The organism is Pseudomonas sp. B21-032 (genome assembly GCF_024748965.1).
Classification (GTDB): Bacteria; Pseudomonadota; Gammaproteobacteria; order Pseudomonadales; family Pseudomonadaceae; genus Aquipseudomonas.
The window spans coordinates 1,648,143-1,671,870 of sequence record NZ_CP087180.1; the positions used below are offsets into that span (position 1 = coordinate 1,648,143).

Sequence of the window (23,728 nt, forward strand, 5' to 3'; positions counted from 1 at the left end):
GTCACTCCACAAACAGGCTGGCAGGTTGTTCGAGCAGGCCGCGGATGGCCTGGATGAAGAGTGCCGCGTCCATGCCGTCGACCACCCGGTGATCGAACGAGCTGGAGAGGTTCATCATCTTGCGAATGACGATCTGGCCATTGATGACCATCGGCCGTTCAACCATGCGGTTGACCCCGACAATCGCCACTTCCGGGGTGTTGACCACCGGCGTCGAGACGATGCCGCCAAGGGCGCCGAGGCTGGTCAGGGTGATGGTTGAGCCTGACAGTTCTTCACGGCTGGCCTTGTTGCCGCGGGCGGCATTGGCCAGGCGCACGATCTCGCCGGCGTTGCTCCACAGGCTGCCGGCTTCGGCGTGGCGCAGCACCGGCACCATCAGGCCGTTGTCGCCCTGGGTGGCGATGCCGACATGCACTGCGCCGTGGCGGGTGATGACCTGGCCTTCATCGTCGTAGGTGGCGTTGATCTGCGGGAACTCGCGCAGGGCAACGACCATGGCGCGCACCAGGAATGGCAGCAGGGTCAGCTTGCCACGGCTGTCACCCCACTTCTTGTTCAAGTGCAGGCGCAGCTCTTCAAGGGCGGTGACGTCGATTTCCTCGACGTAGCTGAAGTGGGCGACGCGGCGCTTGGCATCCTGCATGCGTTGGGCGATCTTGCGGCGCAGGCCGATCACCGGGATCTGCTCGCTGTCGCTGCGTTTGGCATAACCGCCAGGGGCACTCTGGGTGCGGGTGGCCGGTTGCGCCAGGAAGGCGTCGAGGTCGTCGTGCAGGATGCGCCCGGCCGGGCCGCTGCCGTGTACGTAGCGCAACTCGATACCAGCGTCCAGCGCGCGCTTGCGCACGGCAGGCGAGGCCAGTGGGCGGTCGTGGGCTTGGCGCGGGACGATGGCGGCGGGCTGGTGGGCCGAGGCTGCGGGGGCAGCCGGTTTGGGGGCAGCTTCCACGGCCTTGGCAGGAACCGCTGGAGCTGCTTCGCGGGGCAAGCCCGCTCCCACCGGTGCTGCTGCAGCTGCTGCAGGTTGGCTGGTGCCTTCCTGGTGGTTGCCGGCGCCTTCGACTTCGATGCGGATCAGCTCGCTGCCGACCGCCATGACTTCACCGGGCTGGCCGCCCAGGGCCAAGACCTTGCCGCTGACCGGCGAAGGTATTTCGACGGTGGCCTTGTCGGTCATGACATCGGCCACGACCTGATCTTCTGTGACGGTGTCGCCAACTTTGACGAACCATTCCACCAGTTCAACCTGTGCGATGCCTTCACCGATATCCGGCATCTTGATGACGTGCGTGCCCATTCAGACCTCCATGACCCGTTTCAATGCCGCGCCCACTCGTGAAGGGCCGGGGAAATACGCCCACTCCTGCGCGTGCGGGTAGGGGGTATCCCAGCCGGTGACGCGTTCGATCGGGGCTTCGAGGTGATGGAAGCAGTGTTCCTGGACCAGTGCGATCAGCTCGGCGCCAAAACCGCAGGTGCGCGTGGCTTCATGCACCACCACACAGCGGCCGGTCTTTTTCACCGACTCGACGATGGTTTCCAGGTCCAGCGGCCACAGGCTGCGCAGGTCGATGACTTCGGCGTCGACGCCGGTTTCTTCGGCGGCCACCTGCGAGACATAGACGGTGGTGCCGTAGGTCAGCACGGTGACGTCCTTGCCCGGGCGGGTGATTGCCGCCTTGTCCAGCGGTACGGTGTAGTAGCCATCCGGCACGGCGCTGGCCGGGTGTTTCGACCACGGCGTTACCGGGCGGTCGTGGTGGCCGTCGAACGGGCCGTTGTACAGGCGCTTGGGCTCGAGGAAAATCACCGGGTCGTCGTTTTCGATCGAGGCGATCAGCAGGCCCTTGGCATCATAGGGGTTGGACGGCATCACGGTGCGCAGGCCACAGACCTGGGTGAACATCGCCTCGGGGCTCTGGCTGTGCGTCTGGCCGCCGTAGATACCACCACCGCAAGGCATGCGCAGGGTCAGCGGGGCGACGAACTCGCCGGCCGAGCGATAGCGCAGGCGGGCCATTTCCGAAACGATCTGGTCGGAGGCCGGGTAGAAGTAGTCGGCGAACTGGATTTCCACCACCGGGCGCAGGCCGTAGGCACCCATGCCCACGGCGGTGCCGACGATGCCGCTTTCGGAGATCGGCGCATCGAACACCCGCGACTTGCCGTACTTGGTCTGCAGGCCTTCGGTGCAACGGAACACGCCACCGAAGTAGCCGACGTCCTGGCCATAGACGACTACGTCTTCATCGCGCTCTAGCATGATGTCCATGGCCGAGCGCAGGGCCTGGATCATGGTCATGGTGGTGGTCGCCATGGCGGTTTCCAACTGGATTGAAGTGTTGTGATCGTTCATGTCAGATCCCCAGTTCCTGGCGCTGCCGGCGCAGGTGCTCCGGCATCTCCTTGTAGACATCCTCGAACATCGAGGCCGGGCTTGGCATCTGGCCACCGGCCAGGGTGCCGTACTGCTCAGCTTCTTTTTGCGCCTTGATGATCTCGGCTTCGAGCTCGGCGCTGACCGCCTGGTGCTCTTCCTCGGACCAGTGACCGATGGCGATCAGGTGCTGTTTGAGGCGGGCGATCGGGTCGCCCAGGGGGAAGTGACTCCAGTCGTCGGCCGGGCGGTACTTGGACGGATCGTCCGAGGTCGAGTGTGGGCCGGCGCGGTAGGTGACCCATTCGATCAGCGTCGGGCCCAGGCCGCGGCGGGCGCGTTCGGCGGCCCAGCGTGAAGCGGCGTAGACAGCGATGAAGTCGTTGCCGTCGACACGCAAGGAGGCAATGCCACAACCTACACCACGACCGGCGAAGGTGGTCGACTCACCGCCGGCAATGGCCTGGAAGGTCGAGATCGCCCACTGGTTGTTGACCACGTTGAGGATCACCGGCGCGCGGTAGACGTGGGCGAAGGTCAGGGCGGTGTGGAAATCCGATTCGGCGGTGGCGCCGTCACCGATCCAGGCCGAGGCGATCTTGGTATCGCCCTTGATGGCCGAAGCCATGGCCCAGCCGACCGCCTGGACGAACTGGGTCGCCAGGTTGCCGCTGATGGTGAAGAAGCCGGCTTCGCGCACCGAGTACATGATCGGCAACTGGCGCCCCTTGAGCGGATCGCGCTCGTTGGACAGCAGCTGGCAGATCATCTCTACCAGCGACACGTCGCGGGCCATGAGGATGCTTTGCTGGCGGTAGGTGGGAAAGCACATGTCGCTGCGGTTCAGGGCCATGGCCTGGCCGCTGCCGATGGCTTCTTCACCCAGGCTCTGCATGTAGAACGACATCTTCTTCTGCCGCTGGGCAACCACCATGCGGCTGTCGAACAGCCGGGTCTTGAGCATGGTGCGCATGCCCTGGCGCAGGACTTCGGGGCTGACGTCCTCGGCCCAGGGGCCCAGGGCATTGCCCTTGTCATCCAGCACCCGGATCAGGCTAGAGGAGATGTCCGCGGTATCGGCGGCTTCTACATCGACGGGAGGTTTACGAACCTGACCGGCATCGGTCAGACGCAGGTAGGAGAAATCAGTCTGGCAGCCTGGCCGGCCTGTAGGCTCGGGCACATGCAAACGCAGGGGGGCGTACTCGTTCATGCTTTTTTACGCTCGCTCTGTCTTGTGTTTTTGTTGAGCTTTGAAGCGGTCGCTGCTGACACCCGGCTTGTGACCAGGGAGTCAGTCTTGTCCTACATGATATTCCGGCGCCTGAAGAATATTTTTCTCAACTTCGTTGCCTTTGCTTCAGCTTGCGGATAAACATTCCTTATAAAGACAAAAAACAGGTGATTTTCTCTCATGCGCAAACTGGATCGTACGGATATCGGCATTCTCAACAGCCTCCAGGAAAATGCCCGTATCACCAACGCCGAGCTGGCGCGCTCGGTGAATCTCTCGCCAACCCCCTGCTTCAACCGGGTCAAAGCCATGGAGGAACTCGGGGTGATTCGCCAGCAGGTGACCTTGCTGGCGCCGGAGGTGCTGGGCCTGGATGTCAACGTGTTCATCCATGTCAGCCTGGAGAAACAGGTCGAGCAATCGCTGCATCGCTTCGAAGAAGAAATCGCCGAGCGCCCGGAGGTCATGGAGTGCTACCTGATGACCGGTGACCCGGATTACCTGCTGCGCGTGCTGTTGCCCAGCATCCAGGCCCTGGAGCGTTTTCTCGACTACCTGACCCGCCTGCCGGGGGTGGCCAACATCCGTTCGAGTTTTGCCTTGAAGCAGGTGCGCTACAAGACCGCGCTGCCGCTGCCAGCCAATGGCCTGACCCTGCCAGGTTAGCCCGTGTAGATAATTACGATCACATCGTCCGTTTGGCGCTTGAAATTTCGAACGGCCGGTGCCTATGTTGTAGCCGTCGCCGTTCCCGGCATGCGAAAACAACAAGGATAGAGTCATGACGACCAATGGCCAAAACTCTCTCGCCGAGCGATTGACGGGCATTGATGAGATCGAGTGCATTACCCCGGATCTCAATGGTGTACCGCGCGGCAAGGTGATGACCGCTGAAGGCTTTGTTGAAGGCCGGCGCCTGCAGATGGCCCGCGGTGTGCTGCTGCAATGCATCATGGGCGGGTACCCGGCGGCGCGTTTCTATGGCAGCGACGACGGCGACCTGGCGCTGGTCGCCGACCCGCAGCATATCTATCGCCTGCCCTGGAGCGACGAGCCACGGGCCCTGGCGATTTGCGATGCGCTCGAGCTTAGCGGTGAAAGCTCCGGGCTCTCCAGTCGAGGCCTGCTCAAGGCGGTGATTGCCCGTTACGCCGCCCGTGGCCTGGCGCCGGTGGTGGCGACTGAACTCGAGTTTTTTGTCTTCGCCCCCAACAGCGATCCCAACCAGCCGTTTTTGCCGCCGCTGGGCAAGGATGGTCGACGCGAAGAAGGTCATTCGGCGTTCAGCGTCAGTTCCAACAACGGCCTGCGACCGTTCTTCAGCGAGGTCTATCGCTGCATGGCGGCACTGGGCCTGCCGCGCGATACCTTCATGCACGAAATGGGCGTCAGCCAGTTCGAGATCAACCTGCTGCACGGCGATCCGCTGTTGCTGGCCGACCAGACCCTGTTGTTCAAGCACCTGCTCAAGGAAGTCGCGCTCAAGCATGGCCTGACCGTGGTGTGCATGGCCAAGCCACTGGCGCATACGCCGGGCAGTTCCATGCACATTCACCAGAGCGTGGTGGCGGTGGAGGGTGGGGGCAATGTCTTCAGCGATGCCGAGGGCAAGCCGACCCCGGCGTTCTATCACTTCATTGGCGGCCAGCAGGCGTGCATGGCCGACTTCACCGCCTTGTTCGCGCCGAACGTGAACTCCTACCAGCGCCTTTGCCACCCCTATGCATCACCGAACAATGCTTGCTGGTCCGAAGACAACCGCGCCGCCGGCCTGCGCATTCCGGCCAGCTCGCCAGTGGCGCGACGGGTCGAAAACCGCTTGCCAGGCGCCGATACCAACCCTTACCTGGCAATTGCCGCCAGTCTCGCCGCGGGGCTTTATGGCATCGAGCAGCAACTCGAACCGACGCCGGCGATCCAGGGCGAATTCGAGGTGCCGGATCATTTGAGCCTGCCATGTACCTTGCATGCGGCCCTGGAGCGTCTGAAGCGTAGCGAGCTTGCGCGGGAACTGTTCGGCAAGGAGTTCATCGAAGGCTACATCGCCACCAAGACCCTGGAGCTGACCAGCTTCTTCGATGAGATCACCCCGTGGGAGCGCCGCGTGCTGGCCGCGCAGGCATAACCGCCGAGGCGTTTTTGTCGGGGCAATCGCTCAGTTTCAAGGCAGGTGGCAGCGGTGTTGGTAAACACCCTGGCACCTGTTTTTTTATCTGCATCAACTGCAAGGCGGTTATTTTCACTTATGCTTTCAAGCAGTTTTTCCACCAGCTCAAGGAGCCGTTCGGGACGCTGATGCGACAGATCTGGAAGTCTTTTCGCGCGCTGTATTTCGCTGCGCTGATGATGTTGATCGGCTCCGGCCTGTTGAGTACCTACCTGGCCTTGCGCCTGGCTGCCGATCATGTCGACAGCCTCTGGGTCGGTGCGCTGATGGCCGCCAACTATTTTGGCCTGGCCCTGGGCGGCAAGATCGGCCACCGGCTGATTGCCCGGGTCGGGCATATCCGTGCCTATGCTACCTGCGCCGGCATTGTCGGCGCGGCGGTGCTCGGCCATGGCCTGGTCAGCTGGTTGCCGGCCTGGGTGCTGCTGCGGGTCATCGTCGGCCTGGGGATGATGTGCCAGTACATGGTCATCGAAAGCTGGCTCAACGAGCAGGCCGACGCCAAGCAGCGCGGCGCGGTGTTCAGTGGCTACATGATTGCCTCGTACCTGGGCCTGGTGCTCGGCCAGTTGATTCTGGTGGCGCATCCGCAGTTGGGCCTTGAACTGCTGATGCTGGTCGCCATGTGCTTTGCCCTGTGCCTGGTGCCGGTGGCACTCACCCGACGGATTCACCCGGCACCATTGCGGCCGGCACCGATGGAGCCGCGCTTCTTTATCAAGCGGGTGCCGCAGTCGCTGAGTACGGTGCTGGGGGCCGGCCTGATCGTTGGTTCCTTCTACGGCCTGGCGCCGCTGTATGCGTCCAAGCAGGGGCTGAGCACCGAGCAGGTCGGTCTGTTCATGGGCTGCTGCATCTTCGCCGGGCTGTTGGTGCAGTGGCCGCTGGGCTGGTTGTCCGATCGCTATGACCGGGCCTTGCTGATTCGTAGCGTTGCCGTGGGCCTGGCGATTGTTGCCCTGCCGCTGGCGATCATGCCATCAGTGCCGCTGGAGGTATTGTTTGTCGCAGGCTTTGCCGTGTCGCTGCTGCAGTTCTGCCTGTATCCGCTGGCGGTGGCGTTTTCCAACGACCACGTCGAGAGCGAGCGGCGGGTGTCGCTGACGGCGATGCTGCTGGTGACCTATGGCGTGGGCGCGAGTATCGGGCCGCTGGTGGCCGGGGTGTTGATGAAGGTGCTGGGCAACCAGATGCTCTATGCCTTCTTTGTGTTCTTTGCCCTGGTGCTGGTCTGGCGGATCCGCCCGAAAGCGGTGACCGGTTTGCACCAGGTCGACGATGCGCCGCTGCATCACGTGGCCATGCCGGCGGCAGGTTCACCGTTGTCGGCAGCGCTGGACCCACGGGTTGACGAGCAGGTGGTGCAGGATCAGATGCAGACGCCGGTGGCGGCTGAAGATACCGAGGCGCAGGAGGGGGATGACGCTGAGGTTGTGACTGAAGAGGTCAAGCCGACACAGGTGTGATGCCATCGCGAGGCCCGTGGGAGCGGGCCCCGCGATGGGGTCGACTCAGTAGTCGTCTTTATCGAAGCGCCGCGCTTCACGCTGCAGCTGGTAAACGAAGGTTTCCACCTTGCGCTGCATCTGCCCGTTGAGGTTGTGAAAGCGCACGCCGGCGAAGGTGGCGTTGATGCGCTCTTCGAAATGCAGATGACGCAACTCGACCTCGACCTGGGACAAACCCAGCGGTGCACCGCTGGCGAACTTCTCGTAAACCTGGCCCAATTGCAGGCGCTCTTCGACATTGCCTTCAAAGCGTAGCTTGCAGCCGGTTGCGGAAATATCCAGCAACTTGCCGCGCAGCGCGCCGTTGCCCTTGAGTTTTTCGCCGTCAAGCACGACGTCCACCAGCTGGGTCAGCTTCAGCGCTGCACGAAAGGCATTGCGGCGCTGGTGGTAGGCGACTTCGGTAGGCAGGGTGCCGCGGTAGCAGCGATGGCCATCTTCCTCGACAATGCTCAACGGTGTGTTGCATTCCCAGGCGATACGCACGCCATCATGAAAGCCTTCAACGCGAAATGGTTCGCCATTCTGCAGATAGCGTTCGCCGTCACGAGGGATCATTTCATCAAGGGCCAGGCGATTGCCTTCGCGGTCGACCTCGACCACATAGCTTTGAAAACGCTGGCTGCGTTCGTGGAAAGTGATGATCAGCGGGTCATGGCTCTCTTGCAGCGACCGCAAGTTGGCGGCAATTTCCAAAGGGGTAGTGAGCACCTTCGGAGGCTGCGGAGCTTCTGCTTCATTGAACACGGTTAATCATTCTCCAGGCAAAAACGTCACACGCAAGTTACGGCATTTTGCCAGTATGTTCCGTGCCTTGATACAGGGAATCAAGCCTGGCTCAACGCCCGCGGCTTGGCGAGGGGGGAGGTGGCCCCGCGGCTGTCATAGAGCGACGGTGCTTCGCCGCCCATGAGGATTCTGATCTGGTTGGCGGTAGTGCTCTGCTGGATCTGGATCGAGCGGCCATTGCGCTCGTTGACCGCCTGGCAGTCAGCCAGCAGTTGGCCAAGCACATCCAGTTGTTGCAGCAGCAGGTCACCGAAAGAGGAGTTGCTGGCCAGTTGGGCGACACCTTCGCGGTCCTGGGACAGGCCCAGGCCGGCAAGCAGTTCACTGCGCTGGCGGCCATGCTGATCGAGCAGGATCACCAGCGACTGCTTGCGCGCCAGGATGTTTTCCAGCAGCGGCATGTCGCGGCCGTGCAGGGCAACGTTCTCGGTCTGCAGCAATTCGAGCAGTTCTTGCGCTGGAGCAATATCGTTTTCGATCAGTTGCAGCAGAGTAGTGTCGTGCATGGCTGGCTCTTTGGTTCAAGCGTCCTGAAGTCAGCGCGCCAGGGGCTAGCGCTGGGCTTCGAAATTAAGCAGTTTGCTGGCGACGCGGTTGCTGTCGACCTGGTAGCTGCCGTCGGCGATAGCCTGTTTCAACTCGGCCACCCGGGCGCTGTTGACAATCGGCTGGTCGCGCAGCTTGTCGCTGACCTTTTGCAACTGCTGGGCCTCGTGGCTGAGGTGTACGGTTTCCCCGCTGGCGCTGCTTTCAGCAACGCTGCCGGCCTTGGCCGAAGCTGCGCTGGCGGTGCTTTCCTGGCTGCTGCCAGTGCGCACGCCGCCGGCAACCGACGGGGAGTTATTCAAACGACTGAAGTCGATGACCATGATCAGAAAACCTCTGGGTGTTTGGACGCTTGCCTTGTTTTCGGCCAACCCGAAAGAAACTTTAGGCGCAAATGCTCAAAGGCGTGCGCGGCCGGTCCGGGGCATCCAATGGACACAGTTTAGGAAAAGCAGTTCCTGATCGCCAGCATTGATATTGATTCAGCGCTCTACATGGCCACTTCCACCTGACCCGGCCCGGTCACCCTGGCCTTGACCACCCGCTTGGAGTTGAGGTTGCGCACGCGGATCTGCTCGCTCAGGCCGCCCTTGCTCAGCGCTTCGCCTGGCATGCGCACAGCCAGGCTGCCGCTGCGAGCGGTGATCACCACCTGGTCGCCTTTGCGCACCACTTCGGCCTGCTCCAGGTGCTGGGGGGTGAGGACCTGATCCATGACCGTTGGTCGGATAACCTTGAGCCCCACCGCCTGGTCGAGGCTGGCGAGAAAACCCTGGTTGAGCATGCCTACGTCGCGTTCGCGCAGGGCGACGTCCTGTTCGCCGACGACGCTGTCGCGCTTGAGCGGACGGACCACGGTCACCACGTTGCGAAAAAGACGTACCTGGGCGGGCACGAACACCGTCCACGGTGAGCTGCCGTCGCAGCGAACCCGCACGGTCACGCGGCCCAGCGGCTGCGCCGGGCTCTCCAGCGAAGCGCCCAGTTGCTGGTCGCACAGTGGCATGCGCAGGCGCGGGTCGAGGTTGTTGACCTGGATCTCGTAGCGCCCTTCGGTCTGGCTGGTGGCCAGGTAGTCTTCTACGGTGAATTCAAGAAACCCTTGGGTGACACCGATAAGCTGTTCAGGCAAGGTGAAAGCGTCAGCCAGAGTTCGAACGCCAGGGGCCGCGAGGCACAGCGCAGCAAGGAAGCCGGGCAGGTGGCGGGTCAGGCGTCGGAAAAATGTCGTTTTCATGTTCATACGATTAAAAAAAGCAAAGCGCGTGCCGACTGGGTACGAAGCTCGAAGCGTTTGGTGAAGGAGTCTGGCATGGCTGGTGTAATGGATTCGGTGAACCAGCGCACGCAACTGGTAGGGCAAAACCGCCTGGAGCTGCTGTTGTTCCGTCTCAATGGCGAGCAGCTCTACGGCATCAACGTGTTCAAGGTAAGGGAAGTGCTGCAGTGTCCGAACCTGACCGTTATGCCCAAATCCAGCCCCGTCGTGCGCGGTGTCGCGAATATTCGTGGGGCAACCATCCCGATCCTCGATCTGGCGATGGCGACCGGGATGCCCGGTCTGAGTGAAGAAACCAGCAAGAGTTTCGTCATCATCACCGAGTACAACACCAAGACCCAGGGGTTTCTGGTGCATTCGGTGGAGCGCATCGTCAACATGAACTGGGAGGAGATCCATCCGCCACCCAAGGGCACCGGGCGCGATCACTACCTGACGGCGGTGACCCGGGTTGACAACAAAATGGTCGAGATCATCGACGTGGAGAAGATCCTCGCCGAAGTGGCGCCGACCTCCGAGGCGATCTCCGCCGGCGTGGTCGATGCCGAAGTGCAGGACAAGGCAGTGATGCTGCGAGTGCTGACGGTCGATGACTCGTCGGTGGCACGCAAGCAGGTCAGCCGTTGCCTGCAGACCGTTGGCGTCGAAGTGGTGGCGCTCAACGACGGTCGCCAGGCGCTCGACTACCTGCGCAAGCTGGTCGACGAGGGCAAGCGGCCGGAGGAAGAATTCCTGATGATGATCTCCGACATCGAGATGCCGGAGATGGACGGCTACACCCTGACCGCCGAGATTCGCAGCGACCCGCGCATGCAAAAGTTGCACATCATCCTGCATACTTCGCTTTCCGGGGTGTTCAACCAGGCGATGGTCAAGAAGGTCGGTGCAGATGACTTCCTGGCCAAATTCCGCCCGGACGACCTCGCCCAGCGCGTTGTTGATCGGATCAAGGCCACGCACTAACGGCCGGGGGCCTTTGCCCCTGGCGGTACATACGATTTAAGAGGCGGCATCATTGTCTACGGGTAATTTGGATTTCGAACAGTTCCGGGTCTTCCTGGAAAAAGCCTGTGGCATCCTGCTGGGCGAAAATAAGCAATACCTGGTCTCCAGCCGTCTCAACAAGCTGATGGAACAGCAGGGCATCAAGTCCCTGGGCGAACTGGTGCAGCGTATCCAGAGCCAGCCGCGCAGCGGTTTGCGCGAGCAGGTGGTCGATGCCATGACCACCAACGAAACCCTCTGGTTTCGCGACACCTATCCGTTCGAAGTGCTGAAGAACAAGGTTTTGCCCGAGCAGATCAAGGCCAACCCTGGCCAGCGCCTGCGCATCTGGTCGGCTGCCTGTTCGTCGGGTCAGGAGCCGTACTCGATCTCCATGGCCATCGACGAGTTCGAGCGCAGCAACATCGGCCAGTTGAAGATGGGGGCGCAGATCGTCGCCACCGACCTCTCCGGCTCGATGCTGACCAACTGCAAGACCGGCGAGTACGACAGCCTGGCGATTGCCCGCGGCCTGTCCCAGGAGCGCCTGCAGCGCTACTTTGATGTCAAGGGGCCGGGGCGCTGGGCGGTCAAGGCGCCGATCCGCAGCCGTGTCGAGTTCCGCTCGTTCAACCTGCTGGACAGTTATGCGAGCCTGGGCAAGTTCGACATCGTGTTCTGTCGCAACGTGCTGATCTACTTCTCGGCCCAGGTCAAGAAGGACATCCTGCTGCGCATTCACGGCACGCTCAAGCCGGGAGGCTACCTGTTCCTGGGTGCTTCTGAAGCGCTCAACGGTTTGCCGGATCACTACCAGATGGTCCAGTGCAGCCCGGGGATCATCTACCAGGCCAAGTAGGCTTTAGCGGCAAGCTTCAAGCGGCAAGAAAGAGAGCCGCTCGCGCGCCGCCTGGCTTTTTCTTGCCGCTTGAAGCTTGCCGCTTGCCGCTCTTTTGCCACTTTTCTGGCATTGCCGCTGGCGGCAAACTCCTCAAAGCCCCGTATTTACGGGGTTTTGTTTTTTGGCATGGCTCTTGCTCTGACACACTCAACGAAAAACCTTCGAAGGTTTCCACGACATGAGCATCAGCTTCGACAAAGCGCTCGGCATCCACGAAAAGGCATTGGGCTTTCGCGCCCAGCGTGCCGAGGTGCTGGCCAACAACATCGCCAACGCCGACACGCCAAACTACAAGGCGCGCGACATGGACTTCGCTTCGGTGCTGGCGGCGCAGGCCGAGCAGACCAGCAAGGGCCATTTCGCACTGGATCGTACCAACGCCCGGCACATCGAGGCCGAAGGCCTGAGCATGGGCGACGAGACCTTGCAGTACCGCACGCCGATGCAGCCGTCGATCGACCAGAACACCGTCGATGCCCAGCTCGAGCAATCGAGCTATGCGGAAAATGCCGTGGGTTTCCAGGCCAGCTTCACGCTGCTCAACAGTAAATTCAAAGGGCTGGTATCGGCCCTGCGCGGAGAGTAAGTCATGTCCCTCGCCAGTGTCTTCAACATTGCCGGTAGCGGCATGAGCGCCCAGACCACGCGTCTGAATACCGTCGCTTCGAACATCGCCAACGCCGAGACCGTCTCGTCGAGCATCGACCAGACCTACCGCGCCCGTCACCCGGTATTCGCCACCACCTTCCAGCAGGCCCAGGCCGGCGTCAGCCAGTCGCTGTTTCAGGACCAGGACGCTGCCGGCCAGGGCGTGCAGGTGCTCGGCGTGGTCGAGGACCAGAGCAACCTTGAGGCGCGCTACGAGCCGAACCATCCGGCGGCGAACAAGGACGGCTACGTCTACTACCCGAACGTCAACGTGGTGGAAGAGATGGCTGACATGATCTCCGCCAGCCGCTCGTTCCAGACCAACGCCGAGCTGATGAACACGGCCAAATCCATGATGCAGAAGGTCCTGACCCTGGGTCAGTGATAAAGGACTAAGCCAATGGCAAGTGTTAATGACCCAACAGCCGGCGTAAGCCTGAACGACGTCATCAAGGCGTCGGGCAAGAAAAACAGCGAAACCAGCGCCAATAGCGCCGCCGGTATCGCCTCGGCCACCAACAGCAAGACCGGCGCCAACAAGCAGGCACTGGGCAAGGACGCGTTCCTGCAGTTGCTGGTGACCCAGATGCAGCACCAGAATCCGCTCGATCCGCAGGACAACAGCGAATTCGTGGCCCAGCTGGCGCAGTTCAGCAGCCTGGAAGGCATCACCTCGCTGAACGAGTCGGTGACCGCGATTTCCGGCAACTACAAGTCCTCGCAGGCACTGCAGGCCTCGTCGCTGGTCGGTCGCTCGGTGATCGCCCAGACCGACAAGGCCGTGGTCGACACCACCAAGAGCTTCAACGGTTCGGTGGTGGTCCCGCAGGCGCTCAGCAATGCCACCGTCACCATTACCGACAAGGATGGCAAGCTGGTCAAGACCATCGACATGGGGGCGCAGAAGGCTGGCAATGCCGCTTTCGTCTGGGACGGTACCAACGACAAGGGCGAGAAAGTCGACCCGGGTACCTACACCTTTGCCGCCAAGACCACCGTCGAAGGCAAGCAGCTGGACATGTACACCATGCTGCCGGCCACCGTCAGCAGCGTCACCATCAGTCAGACTGGCGGCGAGATGATGCTCAATCTCGCCGGCCTGGGCAGTATCGCCCTGTCCAAAGTCCAAACCATCGGTATATAGAGCCGGCTAACGCGGCACAAGGAGTGAAAGATGTCATTCAATATCGGCCTTAGCGGTCTCTATGCAGCCAACAAGCAACTGGACGTGACCGGCAACAACATCGCCAACGTCGCCACCACCGGTTTCAAATCGTCGCGCGCAGAATTCGCCGACGTCTACTCGGCCAACAAGCTCGGCGTCGGTACCAACAACATCGGTAACGGTGTGCGCCTGGCGGCGGTATCGCAGCAGTTCACCAATGGCGATATCACCAACACCGGCAACGTGCTGGACATGGGTATCCAGGGTCAGGGCTTCTTCGTGCTCAGCGACAACGGCGCACTCAGCTACACCCGTGCCGGTGCCTTCCAGACCAACAAGGACAACTATGTCGTCACTGCTGACGGCCTGCGCCTGCGCGGCTACGGCGTTGATGAAAACGGCAAGATCATCAATGGCGTGCTGACTGACCTTAAGATCGATACCTCGGCGCTGGCGCCAAAGAGCACCACCGCGATCGATCAGGGCCTGAACCTGAACTCGTCGGACAAGGTCATTCCGGCGACCACCACCTTCAGTCCGACCGACGAAAACAGCTGGAACAAGACCTTCGCCACCAAGATCTACGACAGCCAGGGTAACGAGCACGTCATGGATCAGTACTACGTCAAGACCGGGACCAATACCTGGAAGTCGTACACCCTGATCGATGGCCGCAACCCGCTGAACCCTGCCGAAGAGCCGCCAAAGGCGCTGGAAGGCACCATCGTGTTCAACTCCGACGGTAGCGTCAAGAGCATGACTGCCGGCGCTGCGGGCTCGGGCTACGAAGTGGTCAACAAGGTCTTCAAGCTGACCGGCTGGATTCCTGCCGAGGTGACCAACGCCAGTGCCAAGCCACCGGTCTGGGGTTCCAACGGTTCGGCTGCCAATGCTGGCGGTATCGCCATCGACATGACCGACACCACCTCGTACAACACCCCGACCACGCGCCTGTCGCAAAGCCAGGACGGTTACGCTACCGGTATCCTGTCGAGCCTGAGCATCGACTCCAGCGGCGTGATGTTCGCAAGCTTCAGCAACCAGCAGTCGCGCGCCATCGGCCAGGTCGCGATTGCCAGTTTCGCCAACGAGCAAGGCCTGCAGCCTATGGGTGGTACTCGCTGGACCGAAACCTACTCCTCGGGTATCCCGGGTATCGATGCACCGAAAACCGGTACCCTGGGCGCCATCGCTTCCAACTCGCTGGAGGCGTCCAACGTCAACCTGACCAACGAGCTGGTCGAGCTGATCAAGGCGCAGAGCAACTACCAGGCTAACGCCAAGACCATCTCGACCCAGAGCACCATCATGCAGACCATCATCCAGATGGCCTGATGCGGGTGTAAGGTAGTTGGTATAAACAGACCCCTTTCTCGGAAGGGGTCTTGTATTTCAGGGGTATCGATCATGTTGCAGCGATGGCTGCTGGCGCTGCTTGCCGTGCTGTTGATGAGCCAGGTCTGGGCCGATGCCGCGCCCTGGTATCGCTGGGAAAGCCAGGTCACCGGGCGTCTGGTGTGCGCGCAGTTTTCCCCGGGCGAGGGCTGGAAGCGTTTTGCCGGTCCTTTCAATAACGCGGCCTGCCGCGAGTACTAAGCTTGCCGCTAGCGGCAAACCGGCGCCGTAATTTCGACGGCGCTTTCTCCATGCGAGTCTTCGCGCAGCGCTGAAACCCTTGTTCTATTGGGCTTTTGGGTCTTTTGCAAAAGTTGGTTTGAAACTTGCTACAGGCACTGCAGAGCAGCGGCGGACGGCAAGTGTTCGCCAGCGCAGCGGAGGATGACTGTGGACAAGATGCTATACGTGGCCATGACCGGCGCCAGCCAGAATGCGCTGGCGCAAAAGGCCCATGCCAACAACCTGGCGAACATTTCCACCAGCGGTTTTCAGCGCGACCTGGAGCAGGCGCGTTCGATGCCGGTGTTTGGTGACAGCTTTCCGGCGCGGGCCTACGCCATGACCGAGCGCCCGGCCACCGATTTCAGCCCGGGCTCGATGCAGGAGACCGGCCGTGACCTGGACATCGCCATCGGCGGTGACGGCTTCATCGCCGTGCAGGCCCCGGATGGCAGTGAAGCCTATGTGCGCACCGCCAGCCTCAACATCGACGGCCTGGGTGTGCTGCGCGCCGGCAACGGCATGCCGGTGATGGGCAATGGCGGGCCGATTGCCGTGCCGCCAGAGCAGAAGGTCGAGATCGGCCAGGATGGCACCATCAGCATCCGCGCCATGGGCGAAGGCCCGCGGGTCATGGCCGAGGTCGACCGCATCAAGCTGGTCAATCCGGACCTCAAGACCATGACCAAGGGCCTGGACGGCATGATCCACACCAAGAGCGGCCAGCCCGCACCTGCCGACGCCAACGTCCAGGTGGTTTCCGGTTTCCTGGAGTCAAGCAACGTCAATGCGGTCGAGGAAATGACTTCGGTGCTGGCGCTGTCCCGTCAATTCGAACTGCACATCAAGATGATGACCACGGCCAAGGAAGGCGACGAAGCCATGGCTCGGGTTTTGCAGATCGGCTAATTACACAGACGTAGCGCCGTAAAACAGGCGCGCGAGGAGAACAGCATGCTTCCGGCTCTTTGGGTCAGTAAAACCGGTTTGTCCGCCCAGGACACCAACCTGACGACCATTTCCAACAACCTGGCCAACGTCTCGACCACCGGCTTCAAGCGTGATCGCGCCGAGTTTCAGGACCTGCTCTACCAGATCAAGCGTCAGCCAGGCGCCCAGTCGACCCAGGACAGCGAGCTGCCGTCGGGTCTGCAAGTGGGTACCGGTGTGCGCATTGTCGGCACCCAGAAAAACTTCAGCACCGGCAGCCTGCAGACCACCGAGAACCCGCTGGACATGGCGGTCAACGGTCGTGGCTTCTTCCAGATCCTGCAGCCGGACGGCACGGTTTCGTACACCCGCGACGGTACCTTCCACCTGAACTCCGACGGCCAGATCGTCACCGCCAACGGCTTTGCCCTGGAGCCTGCGATTGTCGTGCCGCCAGAGGCGCAGACCTTCACCGTTGGCCAGGATGGCACCGTGTCGATCACCACTGCCGGCAACCCGGCGGCGCAGATCATCGGCAACATCCAGACCGCCGACTTCATCAACCCGGCCGGCCTGCAGGCCATGGGCGGCAACCTGTTCCTGGAAACCGCCGCCAGCGGCGCGCCGCAGATCGGTACCCCGGGCCTCAACGGTTTTGGCGTGATGCAGCAGCAAACCCTGGAAAACTCCAACGTCAGCACCGTTGAAGAGCTGGTCAACATGATCACCACCCAGCGGGCCTACGAAATGAACTCCAAGGTCATTTCCACTGCCGACCAGATGCTCTCGTACGTTACCCAGAACCTGTAAGTGAAGTCTTCGAGGTCGCTTGAACGGCGCCTGTTACACCGTGAGGTCAGAGTCATGAGTCGTTTGTTATCCGTGCTTGCCCTGAGTGGGATCGCCTTGCTGGCCGGCTGCGTCGCGCCGACGCCCAAGCCCAACGATCCTTACTACGCGCCGGTATTGCCGCGCACGCCATTGCCGGCGGCGGCCAACAACGGCTCGATCTACCAGGCCGGTTTCGACCAGAACCTGTACAGCGACCGCAAGGCTTTCAGGGTGGGTGACATCATCACCATTACCCTCAACGAGCGCACCCAGGCGAGCAAGAACGCCAACTCGCAGATTGCCAAGAACAGCAAGGCCGATATCGGCCTGACCTCGTTGTTTGGCGGTGGCTTGACCACCAATAATCCATTTGGTGATGGCGATCTGAGCCTCAGTGCCGGCTACAGCGGCGACCGTGCAACCAAGGGCGACAGCAAGGCGGCTCAGGGCAATACCCTGACCGGCTCGATCACTGTCACCGTGGCCGACGTGTTGCCCAACGGCATCATTGCCGTGCGCGGCGAGAAGTGGCTGACCCTCAACACCGGTGATGAGCTGGTACGTATCGCCGGGATGATCCGTGCCGATGACATCGCCACCGACAACACCGTGCCTTCTACCCGTGTTGCCGATGCGCGCATCACCTATTCGGGTACCGGCTCGTTTGCCGACGCCAGCCAGCCTGGTTGGTTTGACCGGTTCTTCATCAGCCCGCTTTGGCCTTTCTAGGTTCGGATGACCATGTTCAACTTCAAGCAGCTGATTGCCGCTACGATTCTGCTGTCTACAGCGTTCGCCGTGCAGGCCGAGCGTCTGAAGGACATCGCCAGCATTTCCGGCGTGCGCACCAACCAGCTGATCGGCTACGGCCTGGTGGTGGGGCTCAACGGCACGGGTGACCAGACCACCCAGACGCCGTTCACCCTGCAGACCTTCAACAACATGCTCTCGCAGTTCGGCATCAAGGTGCCGCCAGGCTCGGGCAACGTGCAGCTGAAAAACGTTGCCGCGGTGTCGGTGCATGCCGATCTGCCGGCGTTCGCCAAGCCGGGGCAGGTGGTGGATATCACCGTCTCCTCGATCGGCAACTCCAAGAGCCTGCGCGGCGGCAGCCTGCTGATGACTCCGCTCAAGGGTATCGATGGCAACGTCTACGCCATTGCCCAGGGCAACCTGGTGGTCGGCGGTTTCGATGCCGAAGGCCGCGACGGCTCGAAGATTACCGTCAACGTGCCGTCGGCCGGTCGCATCCCCGGTGGTGCTTCGGTCGAGCGCGCCGTGCCCAGTGGTTTCAACCAGGGCAACAGCCTGACCCTGAACCTCAATCGCCCGGACTTCACCACCGCCAAGCGCATCGTCGACAAGGTCAATGAGCTGCTCGGCCCGGGTGTGGCCCAGGCCCTGGACGGTGGTTCGGTACGGGTTACCGCGCCGCTCGATCCGAGCCAGCGGGTTGACTACCTGTCGATTCTCGAGAACCTTGAGATCGATCCGGGCCAGGCTGTGGCCAAGGTCATCATCAACTCGCGTACCGGTACCATCGTCATTGGCCAGAACGTCAAGGTGTCGCCGGCGGCGGTCACCCACGGCAGCCTGACCGTGACCATTACCGAAGACCCGATCGTCAGCCAGCCGGGGCCATTCTCCAATGGCGAGACTGCCGTGGTGCCGCGCTCACGGGTCAATGCCGAGCAGGAAGCCAAGCCGATGTTCAAGTTCGGCCCCGGTACCACCCTGGATGAAATCGTCCGTGCGGTGAACCAGGTGGGCGCTGCGCCTGGTGACCTGATGGCGATCCTCGAAGCCCTGAAACAGGCCGGCGCCCTGCAAGCCGACCTGATCGTGATCTGAGGGGGCTGGCCATGGATATGCCTAAAAGTGCTTTCAATGCCGCCGACAGTGGTGCCTACACCGACCTCAATCGCCTGAACTCGCTGAAGGTTGGTGATCGCGACAGCGATGCCAACCTGCGCAAGGTGGCCCAGGAATTCGAGTCGCTGTTTCTCAACGAGATGCTCAAGTCGATGCGCTCGGCCAGCGATGTACTGGCCAAGGACAACCCGCTCAACACCGAGACCACCAAGCAGTACCAGCAGATGTACGACCAGCAGCTGGCGGTGAGCATGTCCCGCGAGGGCGGCGGTATCGGCCTGCAGGAAGTACTGATGCGCCAGCTGTCCAAGCAGAAGGCCAGCGCTGCGAGCAACAACAGCCCGTTCCCGCGCGTGGATATCCAGCAGCGGCCGTTGTGGGCAAGCAAGGTTGCCGAGCCTGCGCGCAGCGAAGAAACCGCCGTCACCCGCAACGACATGGCGGCGCTCAACTCGCGGCGCCTGGCGCTGCCGGGCAAACTCACCGATCGCCTGCTGGCCGGCATCGTGCCGTCCGCCGGTGCCGTCGCTGCCACCACCAACACCGCAGCCTTGCCGCAACGCACCACGGCCATGACCGATGCCGTGGTCAAGGGTGACTGGCAGTCGGCGCAAAGCTTTGCCGCGCCGGGTTCGATGCGCATCTATGGTCGCGCCGTGGCCCAGCCGCCGCTGGCACCGGCCAAGCGCGCATTCGGCTCGTCGGATGAATTCGTTGCCACCATGCTGCCAATGGCCGAGCAGGCTGCCAAGCGCATCGGTATCGATCCGCGCTACCTGGTGGCCCAGGCGGCGCTGGAAACCGGTTGGGGCAAATCGGTCATGCGCCAGGCCGATGGCAGCAGCAGTCACAACCTGTTTGGCATCAAGGCTACCGGCAACTGGCAGGGCGGCCAGGCGCGGGCGATCACCAGCGAGTTCCGTGACGGTCAGTTCGTCAAGGAGACCGCGGCGTTCCGTTCCTACGATTCCTACCAGGACAGCTTCCATGACCTGGTCAGCCTGCTACAGAACAACGCGCGCTATAAAGAAGCGGTCAAGGCTGCCGATAAACCGGAACAGTTTGTACGCGAGCTGCAGAAAGCCGGATACGCAACCGACCCGGATTACGCGAGCAAGATTTCGCAGATCGCCAAACAGATGAAATCGTACGAAAGCTACGCAGCGATTGGCACTACAACGAAACTATAAGGTTTGAACCATGGCGAGTTTGATCAACATCGGGATGTCGGGGCTCAACGCCAACCAGGCGGGCCTGCACACCACGGGTAACAACATTGCCAATGCCGATGTTGCCGGTTATTCGCGCCAGCAGAATGTGCAGCGGTCCAACGGCGCGCAGCAGGTTGGCGGTGTGTTCATCGGCACCGGCACGACCCTCTCCGATGTGCGTCGGGTGTACAACGCCTACCTTGAAAACCAGTTGCGTACCACCACCTCGCTGAGCAGCGATGCCGCCTCGTACCTGAAGCAGGTCGGGCCGATCGACCAGATGCTGTCGGGCGCCGACACGGGTATCACGGGGGCCTTGAAGAGCTTCTTCAGTGCCTTGCAGAGCGCTGCTGCCAAGCCCAATGAAGATGCCTCGCGTCAGCTGCTGCTGACCAGCGCGCAATCGCTGAGCAAGCGCTTCAACACCATCGCCAGCCAGCTCAACGAGCAGAACAGCAACATCAATGGCAACCTCGCTTCGATGGCCGACCAGGTCAACAAGCTGACGGCAACCATTGCCCAGTACAACGATCAGATCTCCAAGGTGGCGGTGGTGCAGGGCACCCCCAACGACCTGCTCGATCAGCGCAACGAGGCGGTACGTCAGCTCTCCGAGCTGGTCGGTACCCAGGTGGTCGAGCGCGAAGGCAACCTCGATATCTACCTGGAAAACGGCCAGCCGCTGGTGTTGGGTAAAACCACCAACAACCTCGAGACCGCGCCGAGCAAGACCGACCCGACCCGATTTGTCGTGCAGCTCAACCGTGGCAGCACCACCATGGACGTTACCTCGAGCCTTCGCGGTGGCGAGATCGGCGGCCTGCTGCGCTATCGCAGCGAAGTGCTCGACCCGTCGCTGAACGAGCTGGGGCGCGTGGCCCTGGTCATGGCCGACCGGATCAACAGCCAGCTGGCCCAGGGTATCGACAAGAACGGCGAGTTCGGCGCGGCCCTGTTCAACAACATCAACAGCCCCGAACTGATCAGCCAGCGCAGCATTGCCCAGGCGGGCAACAGCGCAGGCTCCGGCAACCTCGATGTGACCATCAAGGACACCGGCAAGCTGAGCACCAGCGACTATCAGGTGACCTTCACCAGCGCCACGGGTTACAGCGTCAAGAAGCTGCCGGAGGGCAGCGTGGTCGGTTCCTATGATCTCAATGACGATCCGGCACCGGTCATCGACGGTTTCAGCCTCAACCTCAATGGCGGCGCGCTGCAGGCCGGTGACACCTTCAAGATCACCCCGACACGTAATGCCGCGACCAACCTGGACACCGTCCTTACCGACCCCAAGCGCCTGGCGCTGGCATCGCCGCTGACGTCTACCAGTGGTGCCGGCAACCAGGGCACCGGGATCATCGGACAGCCCAACCTGACCTCGACCCTGGACATCTACGACCCGGCCCAGCGCCTGGATCTGCAGAATGGCCTGAAGTACTCGACCCCGGTCAAGCTGGTGTTCGGTGACGAAAAGGCCAACCCGCAGACCTACAAGCTGCTCGATGCCAAGGGCGGTACCCTGGGTAGTGGCACCATTATTCCCGGTCAGGAAAACAAACTGCAGTTCTCGGTGCCGATGGTCGATTCCACCGGCGCGCCGATCAAGGATGCCAGCGGCAACCAGAAGTCGTTCACCTTCGAGATGAGCGTCTCGGGTGCACCCAAGCAGGGTGACAACTACACCATCGGCATGACCGGCTCGGGTTCGGACAACAACCGCAACGGTCAGGCGCTGATCGACCTGCAGACCAAAGGTACGGTTGAAGTCGGCGCCAACGGCAAGGGCATCAGCCTCACCGACGCCTATGGCAAGCTGGTGGAAAACGTCGGCGGCAAGACCGCCCAGGCGCAGATGGACGTCGACTCTACCGGCGCCCTGCATGAGTCGGCCCGGGGCGCACGCGATTCGCTGTCGGGCGTACAGCTCGACGAAGAAGCCGGCAACCTGATCAAGTACCAGCAGTACTACACGGCCTCGTCGCAAATCATCAAAGCGGCGCAGGAAATTTTCTCCACGCTGATCAACGCCCTTTAAGGAGTGGTAGACCGTGCGTATTTCTACTTCCCAGTTTTACGAAACCAGCTCCGCGAACTATCAGCGCAACTTTTCCAACGTGGTCAAGACCGGCCAGCAGGCCAGCGACAACATTCGTGTGCGTACCGCTGCCGATGATCCGGTAGGGGCTGCGCGCCTGCTGCAACTGCAACAGCAGAGCAACCTGATCGACCAGTACGATGGCAACATCACCAACGTGCGCAACAGCCTGGGCACCTCCGAGTCGACCCTCAACGGCATTACCAACATCCTGGCGCGGGTCAAGGAACTGGCCATCAGCGCCGGCAGCGGTGGCTACACCGACGCCGACCGCAAGGCCGATGCCCAGGAACTGACCCAGCTCGAAGAGCAGCTCTACAGCCTGATGAACAGCCGTGACGAGAACGGCAAATACCTGTTCTCCGGCTCCCGTGGCGACACCCCGCCCTACGTGCGTAATGCCGATGGTACCTACACCTACCAGGGCGACCAGAGCACCCTGAGCCTGCAGGTCGGTGACATGCTCACTATGGCTACCAACGAGAGTGGCTACAGTGTGTTCGAACAGGCGCTGAACACCAGCCGCAGCCAGACCAAGCTGACCTCGCCGGCCGTGGATGACGGCCGTGTCAGTCTGTCCAATGGCCAGGTCTCCGGCAGCACCCAGTACAACGATCGTTTCCGTGGTGGCGAGCCGTACACCATCACCTTCACCAGCAGCACGCAGTTCAAGATCACTGACGCAGCCAACAACGACGTGACCCTGGAAGCCACCGGTGAAGGCGCCTTCGACCCGAAAAAGCCGGCCAACATCACCTTCCGTGGTGTCGAGATGCGCCTGGACATCAACCTGACGGATGCCGACAAGGCCAACCCGGACGCGGTCATCGCCGGTCACAGCTTCTCGCTAAGCTCCAAACCCGACGAAGTCAGTGGCTCGCGCAGCGCCGGCAATACCTCGTCATCGCAGATCACCGGAGCCAAGATTACCGACCAGACGGCGTACCACAATGCCTTTCCTGGCGGTGGCGCGATCATCAAGTTCACCAGTGCCTCGGCCTATGAAGTGTATGCCCAGCCAATGGGGCCGGATGCGCGCCCGGTGGCCACTGGCAACCTGACCGGTACCCCGGCGACCAAGGCCAATATTGCCGGTGTCGACTTCGACTTCTCGGCAGTGCCGGCTAGCGGCGACCAGTTCTCGGTCAAGGTCGATACCCATCAGACCCAGAATATCCTCGACACCATCTCGGAGTTTCGCAAGGCGCTTGAATTGCCGGTCGACAACAACCTGGCGGCGCGGCAGAAATACCAGGGGGCTTTGCAGTCGGCCATCGGTAACCTGGAAAGCGGCGCCAACAAGGTTGCCGAGGCTATCAGCTCGATCGGTGCACGGGGTGCCGCCCTGGACGTCCAGGCCGATACCAACGAAAGCCTGAAGATGGCCAATACCAAGACCCAGAGTTCGATCCGCGACGCCGATCCGGCCGATGTGCTGATCCGCCTGAACCTGCAGCAGACAATGCTGCAGGCGTCGCAATTGGCGTTCACCAAGATCTCCTCGCTGAGCCTGTTCAACCGGCTCTGATACATCTTTGCGCAACATCACCGGGTGATGCCCCCTGCCG

The 23,728-nt window shown here is 61.7% G+C and carries 24 protein-coding genes; 17 read left to right on the top strand and 7 right to left on the bottom strand.

What is annotated here, in order from left to right:
- Position 1 precedes the first annotated feature (1 nt).
- Genes LOY54_RS07630 through LOY54_RS07640 form a run of 3 tightly spaced genes read right to left on the bottom strand, consistent with a single transcriptional unit; the run spans position 2 to position 3,593 of the window.
- Positions 2-1,300 (bottom strand): dihydrolipoamide acetyltransferase family protein, encoded by a 1,299-nt coding sequence (locus LOY54_RS07630; protein ID WP_258610087.1) that lies wholly within the window; start codon positions 1,298-1,300, stop codon positions 2-4.
- A complete protein-coding gene (locus tag LOY54_RS07635) occupies positions 1,301-2,359 on the bottom strand; it encodes an alpha-ketoacid dehydrogenase subunit beta (protein ID WP_258610088.1) in 1,059 nt (352 codons plus the stop codon).
- 1 nt (position 2,360) lies between these two features.
- Positions 2,361-3,593 (bottom strand): 3-methyl-2-oxobutanoate dehydrogenase (2-methylpropanoyl-transferring) subunit alpha, encoded by a 1,233-nt coding sequence (locus LOY54_RS07640; protein ID WP_045200210.1) that lies wholly within the window; start codon positions 3,591-3,593, stop codon positions 2,361-2,363.
- Positions 3,594-3,794: 201 nt separating this feature from the next.
- Here LOY54_RS07640 and bkdR point away from each other — a divergent pair, with 201 nt between their 5' ends.
- The 3 genes from bkdR to LOY54_RS07655 all read left to right on the top strand — a co-directional run bounded on the left by bkdR (position 3,795) and on the right by LOY54_RS07655 (position 7,247).
- Complete coding sequence (bkdR, locus tag LOY54_RS07645; protein ID WP_045189126.1) at positions 3,795-4,280, top strand: Bkd operon transcriptional regulator BkdR; 486 nt, start codon at positions 3,795-3,797, stop codon at positions 4,278-4,280.
- A gap of 217 nt (positions 4,281-4,497) precedes the next feature.
- On the top strand, positions 4,498-5,739 hold the full coding sequence (locus LOY54_RS07650; RefSeq protein WP_258610699.1) for a glutamine synthetase family protein: 1,242 nt from the start codon (positions 4,498-4,500) through the stop codon (positions 5,737-5,739).
- Positions 5,740-5,909: 170 nt separating this feature from the next.
- The gene (locus tag LOY54_RS07655) at positions 5,910-7,247 is read left to right on the top strand and encodes an MFS transporter (protein WP_258610089.1); all 1,338 of its coding nucleotides are present in this window, start codon (positions 5,910-5,912) and stop codon (positions 7,245-7,247) included.
- 45 nt (positions 7,248-7,292) lie between these two features.
- On the opposite strand, the gene LOY54_RS07660 is transcribed toward LOY54_RS07655, so the two are convergent.
- The 4 genes from LOY54_RS07660 to flgA all read right to left on the bottom strand — a co-directional run bounded on the left by LOY54_RS07660 (position 7,293) and on the right by flgA (position 9,867).
- Complete coding sequence (locus tag LOY54_RS07660; RefSeq protein WP_045200217.1) at positions 7,293-8,036, bottom strand: flagellar brake protein; 744 nt, start codon at positions 8,034-8,036, stop codon at positions 7,293-7,295.
- 80 nt (positions 8,037-8,116) lie between these two features.
- A complete protein-coding gene (locus LOY54_RS07665) occupies positions 8,117-8,584 on the bottom strand; it encodes a flagella synthesis protein FlgN (RefSeq protein ID WP_045200219.1) in 468 nt (155 codons plus the stop codon).
- Between the two features lie 45 nt (positions 8,585-8,629).
- Entirely contained in the window at positions 8,630-8,947 is a 318-nt protein-coding gene (gene flgM / locus LOY54_RS07670; protein WP_045200221.1) for a flagellar biosynthesis anti-sigma factor FlgM, read from the bottom strand.
- A 167-nt stretch (positions 8,948-9,114) separates the two neighbouring features.
- Positions 9,115-9,867 (bottom strand): flagellar basal body P-ring formation chaperone FlgA, encoded by a 753-nt coding sequence (flgA, locus tag LOY54_RS07675; RefSeq protein ID WP_045200223.1) that lies wholly within the window; start codon positions 9,865-9,867, stop codon positions 9,115-9,117.
- 69 nt (positions 9,868-9,936) lie between these two features.
- On the opposite strand from flgA, the gene LOY54_RS07680 reads away from it, so the two are divergent.
- The 14 genes from LOY54_RS07680 (at position 9,937) to LOY54_RS07745 (ending at position 23,688) form a co-directional block, all read left to right on the top strand.
- On the top strand, positions 9,937-10,866 hold the full coding sequence (locus tag LOY54_RS07680) for a chemotaxis protein CheV (protein WP_010224956.1): 930 nt from the start codon (positions 9,937-9,939) through the stop codon (positions 10,864-10,866).
- Between the two features lie 52 nt (positions 10,867-10,918).
- Positions 10,919-11,746: a protein-glutamate O-methyltransferase CheR gene (cheR, locus tag LOY54_RS07685; RefSeq protein WP_038996410.1), complete on the top strand. Its 828-nt coding sequence runs from the start codon at positions 10,919-10,921 to the stop codon at positions 11,744-11,746.
- A gap of 220 nt (positions 11,747-11,966) precedes the next feature.
- A complete protein-coding gene (gene flgB, locus LOY54_RS07690; RefSeq protein WP_038996408.1) occupies positions 11,967-12,374 on the top strand; it encodes a flagellar basal body rod protein FlgB in 408 nt (135 codons plus the stop codon).
- Positions 12,375-12,377: 3 nt separating this feature from the next.
- Positions 12,378-12,821 carry a flagellar basal body rod protein FlgC gene (flgC, locus tag LOY54_RS07695; RefSeq protein WP_045200230.1) on the top strand — a complete coding sequence of 148 codons (444 nt, stop codon included), beginning with the start codon at positions 12,378-12,380 and terminating at the stop codon, positions 12,819-12,821.
- A 15-nt stretch (positions 12,822-12,836) separates the two neighbouring features.
- Positions 12,837-13,580 (top strand): flagellar hook assembly protein FlgD, encoded by a 744-nt coding sequence (gene flgD / locus LOY54_RS07700; RefSeq protein WP_045200232.1) that lies wholly within the window; start codon positions 12,837-12,839, stop codon positions 13,578-13,580.
- A gap of 30 nt (positions 13,581-13,610) precedes the next feature.
- The gene (flgE, locus tag LOY54_RS07705; protein ID WP_045200234.1) at positions 13,611-14,936 is read left to right on the top strand and encodes a flagellar hook protein FlgE; all 1,326 of its coding nucleotides are present in this window, start codon (positions 13,611-13,613) and stop codon (positions 14,934-14,936) included.
- Between the two features lie 72 nt (positions 14,937-15,008).
- Positions 15,009-15,197 (top strand): hypothetical protein, encoded by a 189-nt coding sequence (locus tag LOY54_RS07710; RefSeq protein ID WP_408980611.1) that lies wholly within the window; start codon positions 15,009-15,011, stop codon positions 15,195-15,197.
- A gap of 189 nt (positions 15,198-15,386) precedes the next feature.
- On the top strand, positions 15,387-16,127 hold the full coding sequence (locus LOY54_RS07715; RefSeq protein WP_045200237.1) for a flagellar basal body rod protein FlgF: 741 nt from the start codon (positions 15,387-15,389) through the stop codon (positions 16,125-16,127).
- A 45-nt stretch (positions 16,128-16,172) separates the two neighbouring features.
- Positions 16,173-16,958 carry a flagellar basal-body rod protein FlgG gene (gene flgG / locus LOY54_RS07720; protein ID WP_045200246.1) on the top strand — a complete coding sequence of 262 codons (786 nt, stop codon included), beginning with the start codon at positions 16,173-16,175 and terminating at the stop codon, positions 16,956-16,958.
- Between the two features lie 54 nt (positions 16,959-17,012).
- On the top strand, positions 17,013-17,708 hold the full coding sequence (gene flgH / locus LOY54_RS07725; protein WP_045200248.1) for a flagellar basal body L-ring protein FlgH: 696 nt from the start codon (positions 17,013-17,015) through the stop codon (positions 17,706-17,708).
- Positions 17,709-17,720: 12 nt separating this feature from the next.
- The gene (locus LOY54_RS07730) at positions 17,721-18,830 is read left to right on the top strand and encodes a flagellar basal body P-ring protein FlgI (RefSeq protein WP_010224970.1); all 1,110 of its coding nucleotides are present in this window, start codon (positions 17,721-17,723) and stop codon (positions 18,828-18,830) included.
- A gap of 11 nt (positions 18,831-18,841) precedes the next feature.
- The gene (gene flgJ / locus LOY54_RS07735; RefSeq protein WP_045200250.1) at positions 18,842-20,041 is read left to right on the top strand and encodes a flagellar assembly peptidoglycan hydrolase FlgJ; all 1,200 of its coding nucleotides are present in this window, start codon (positions 18,842-18,844) and stop codon (positions 20,039-20,041) included.
- Between the two features lie 10 nt (positions 20,042-20,051).
- Positions 20,052-22,100 carry a flagellar hook-associated protein FlgK gene (gene flgK, locus LOY54_RS07740; RefSeq protein WP_045200252.1) on the top strand — a complete coding sequence of 683 codons (2,049 nt, stop codon included), beginning with the start codon at positions 20,052-20,054 and terminating at the stop codon, positions 22,098-22,100.
- Between the two features lie 13 nt (positions 22,101-22,113).
- Positions 22,114-23,688 carry a flagellar hook-associated protein 3 gene (locus LOY54_RS07745; RefSeq protein WP_093385639.1) on the top strand — a complete coding sequence of 525 codons (1,575 nt, stop codon included), beginning with the start codon at positions 22,114-22,116 and terminating at the stop codon, positions 23,686-23,688.
- Positions 23,689-23,728: the final 40 nt, after the last annotated feature.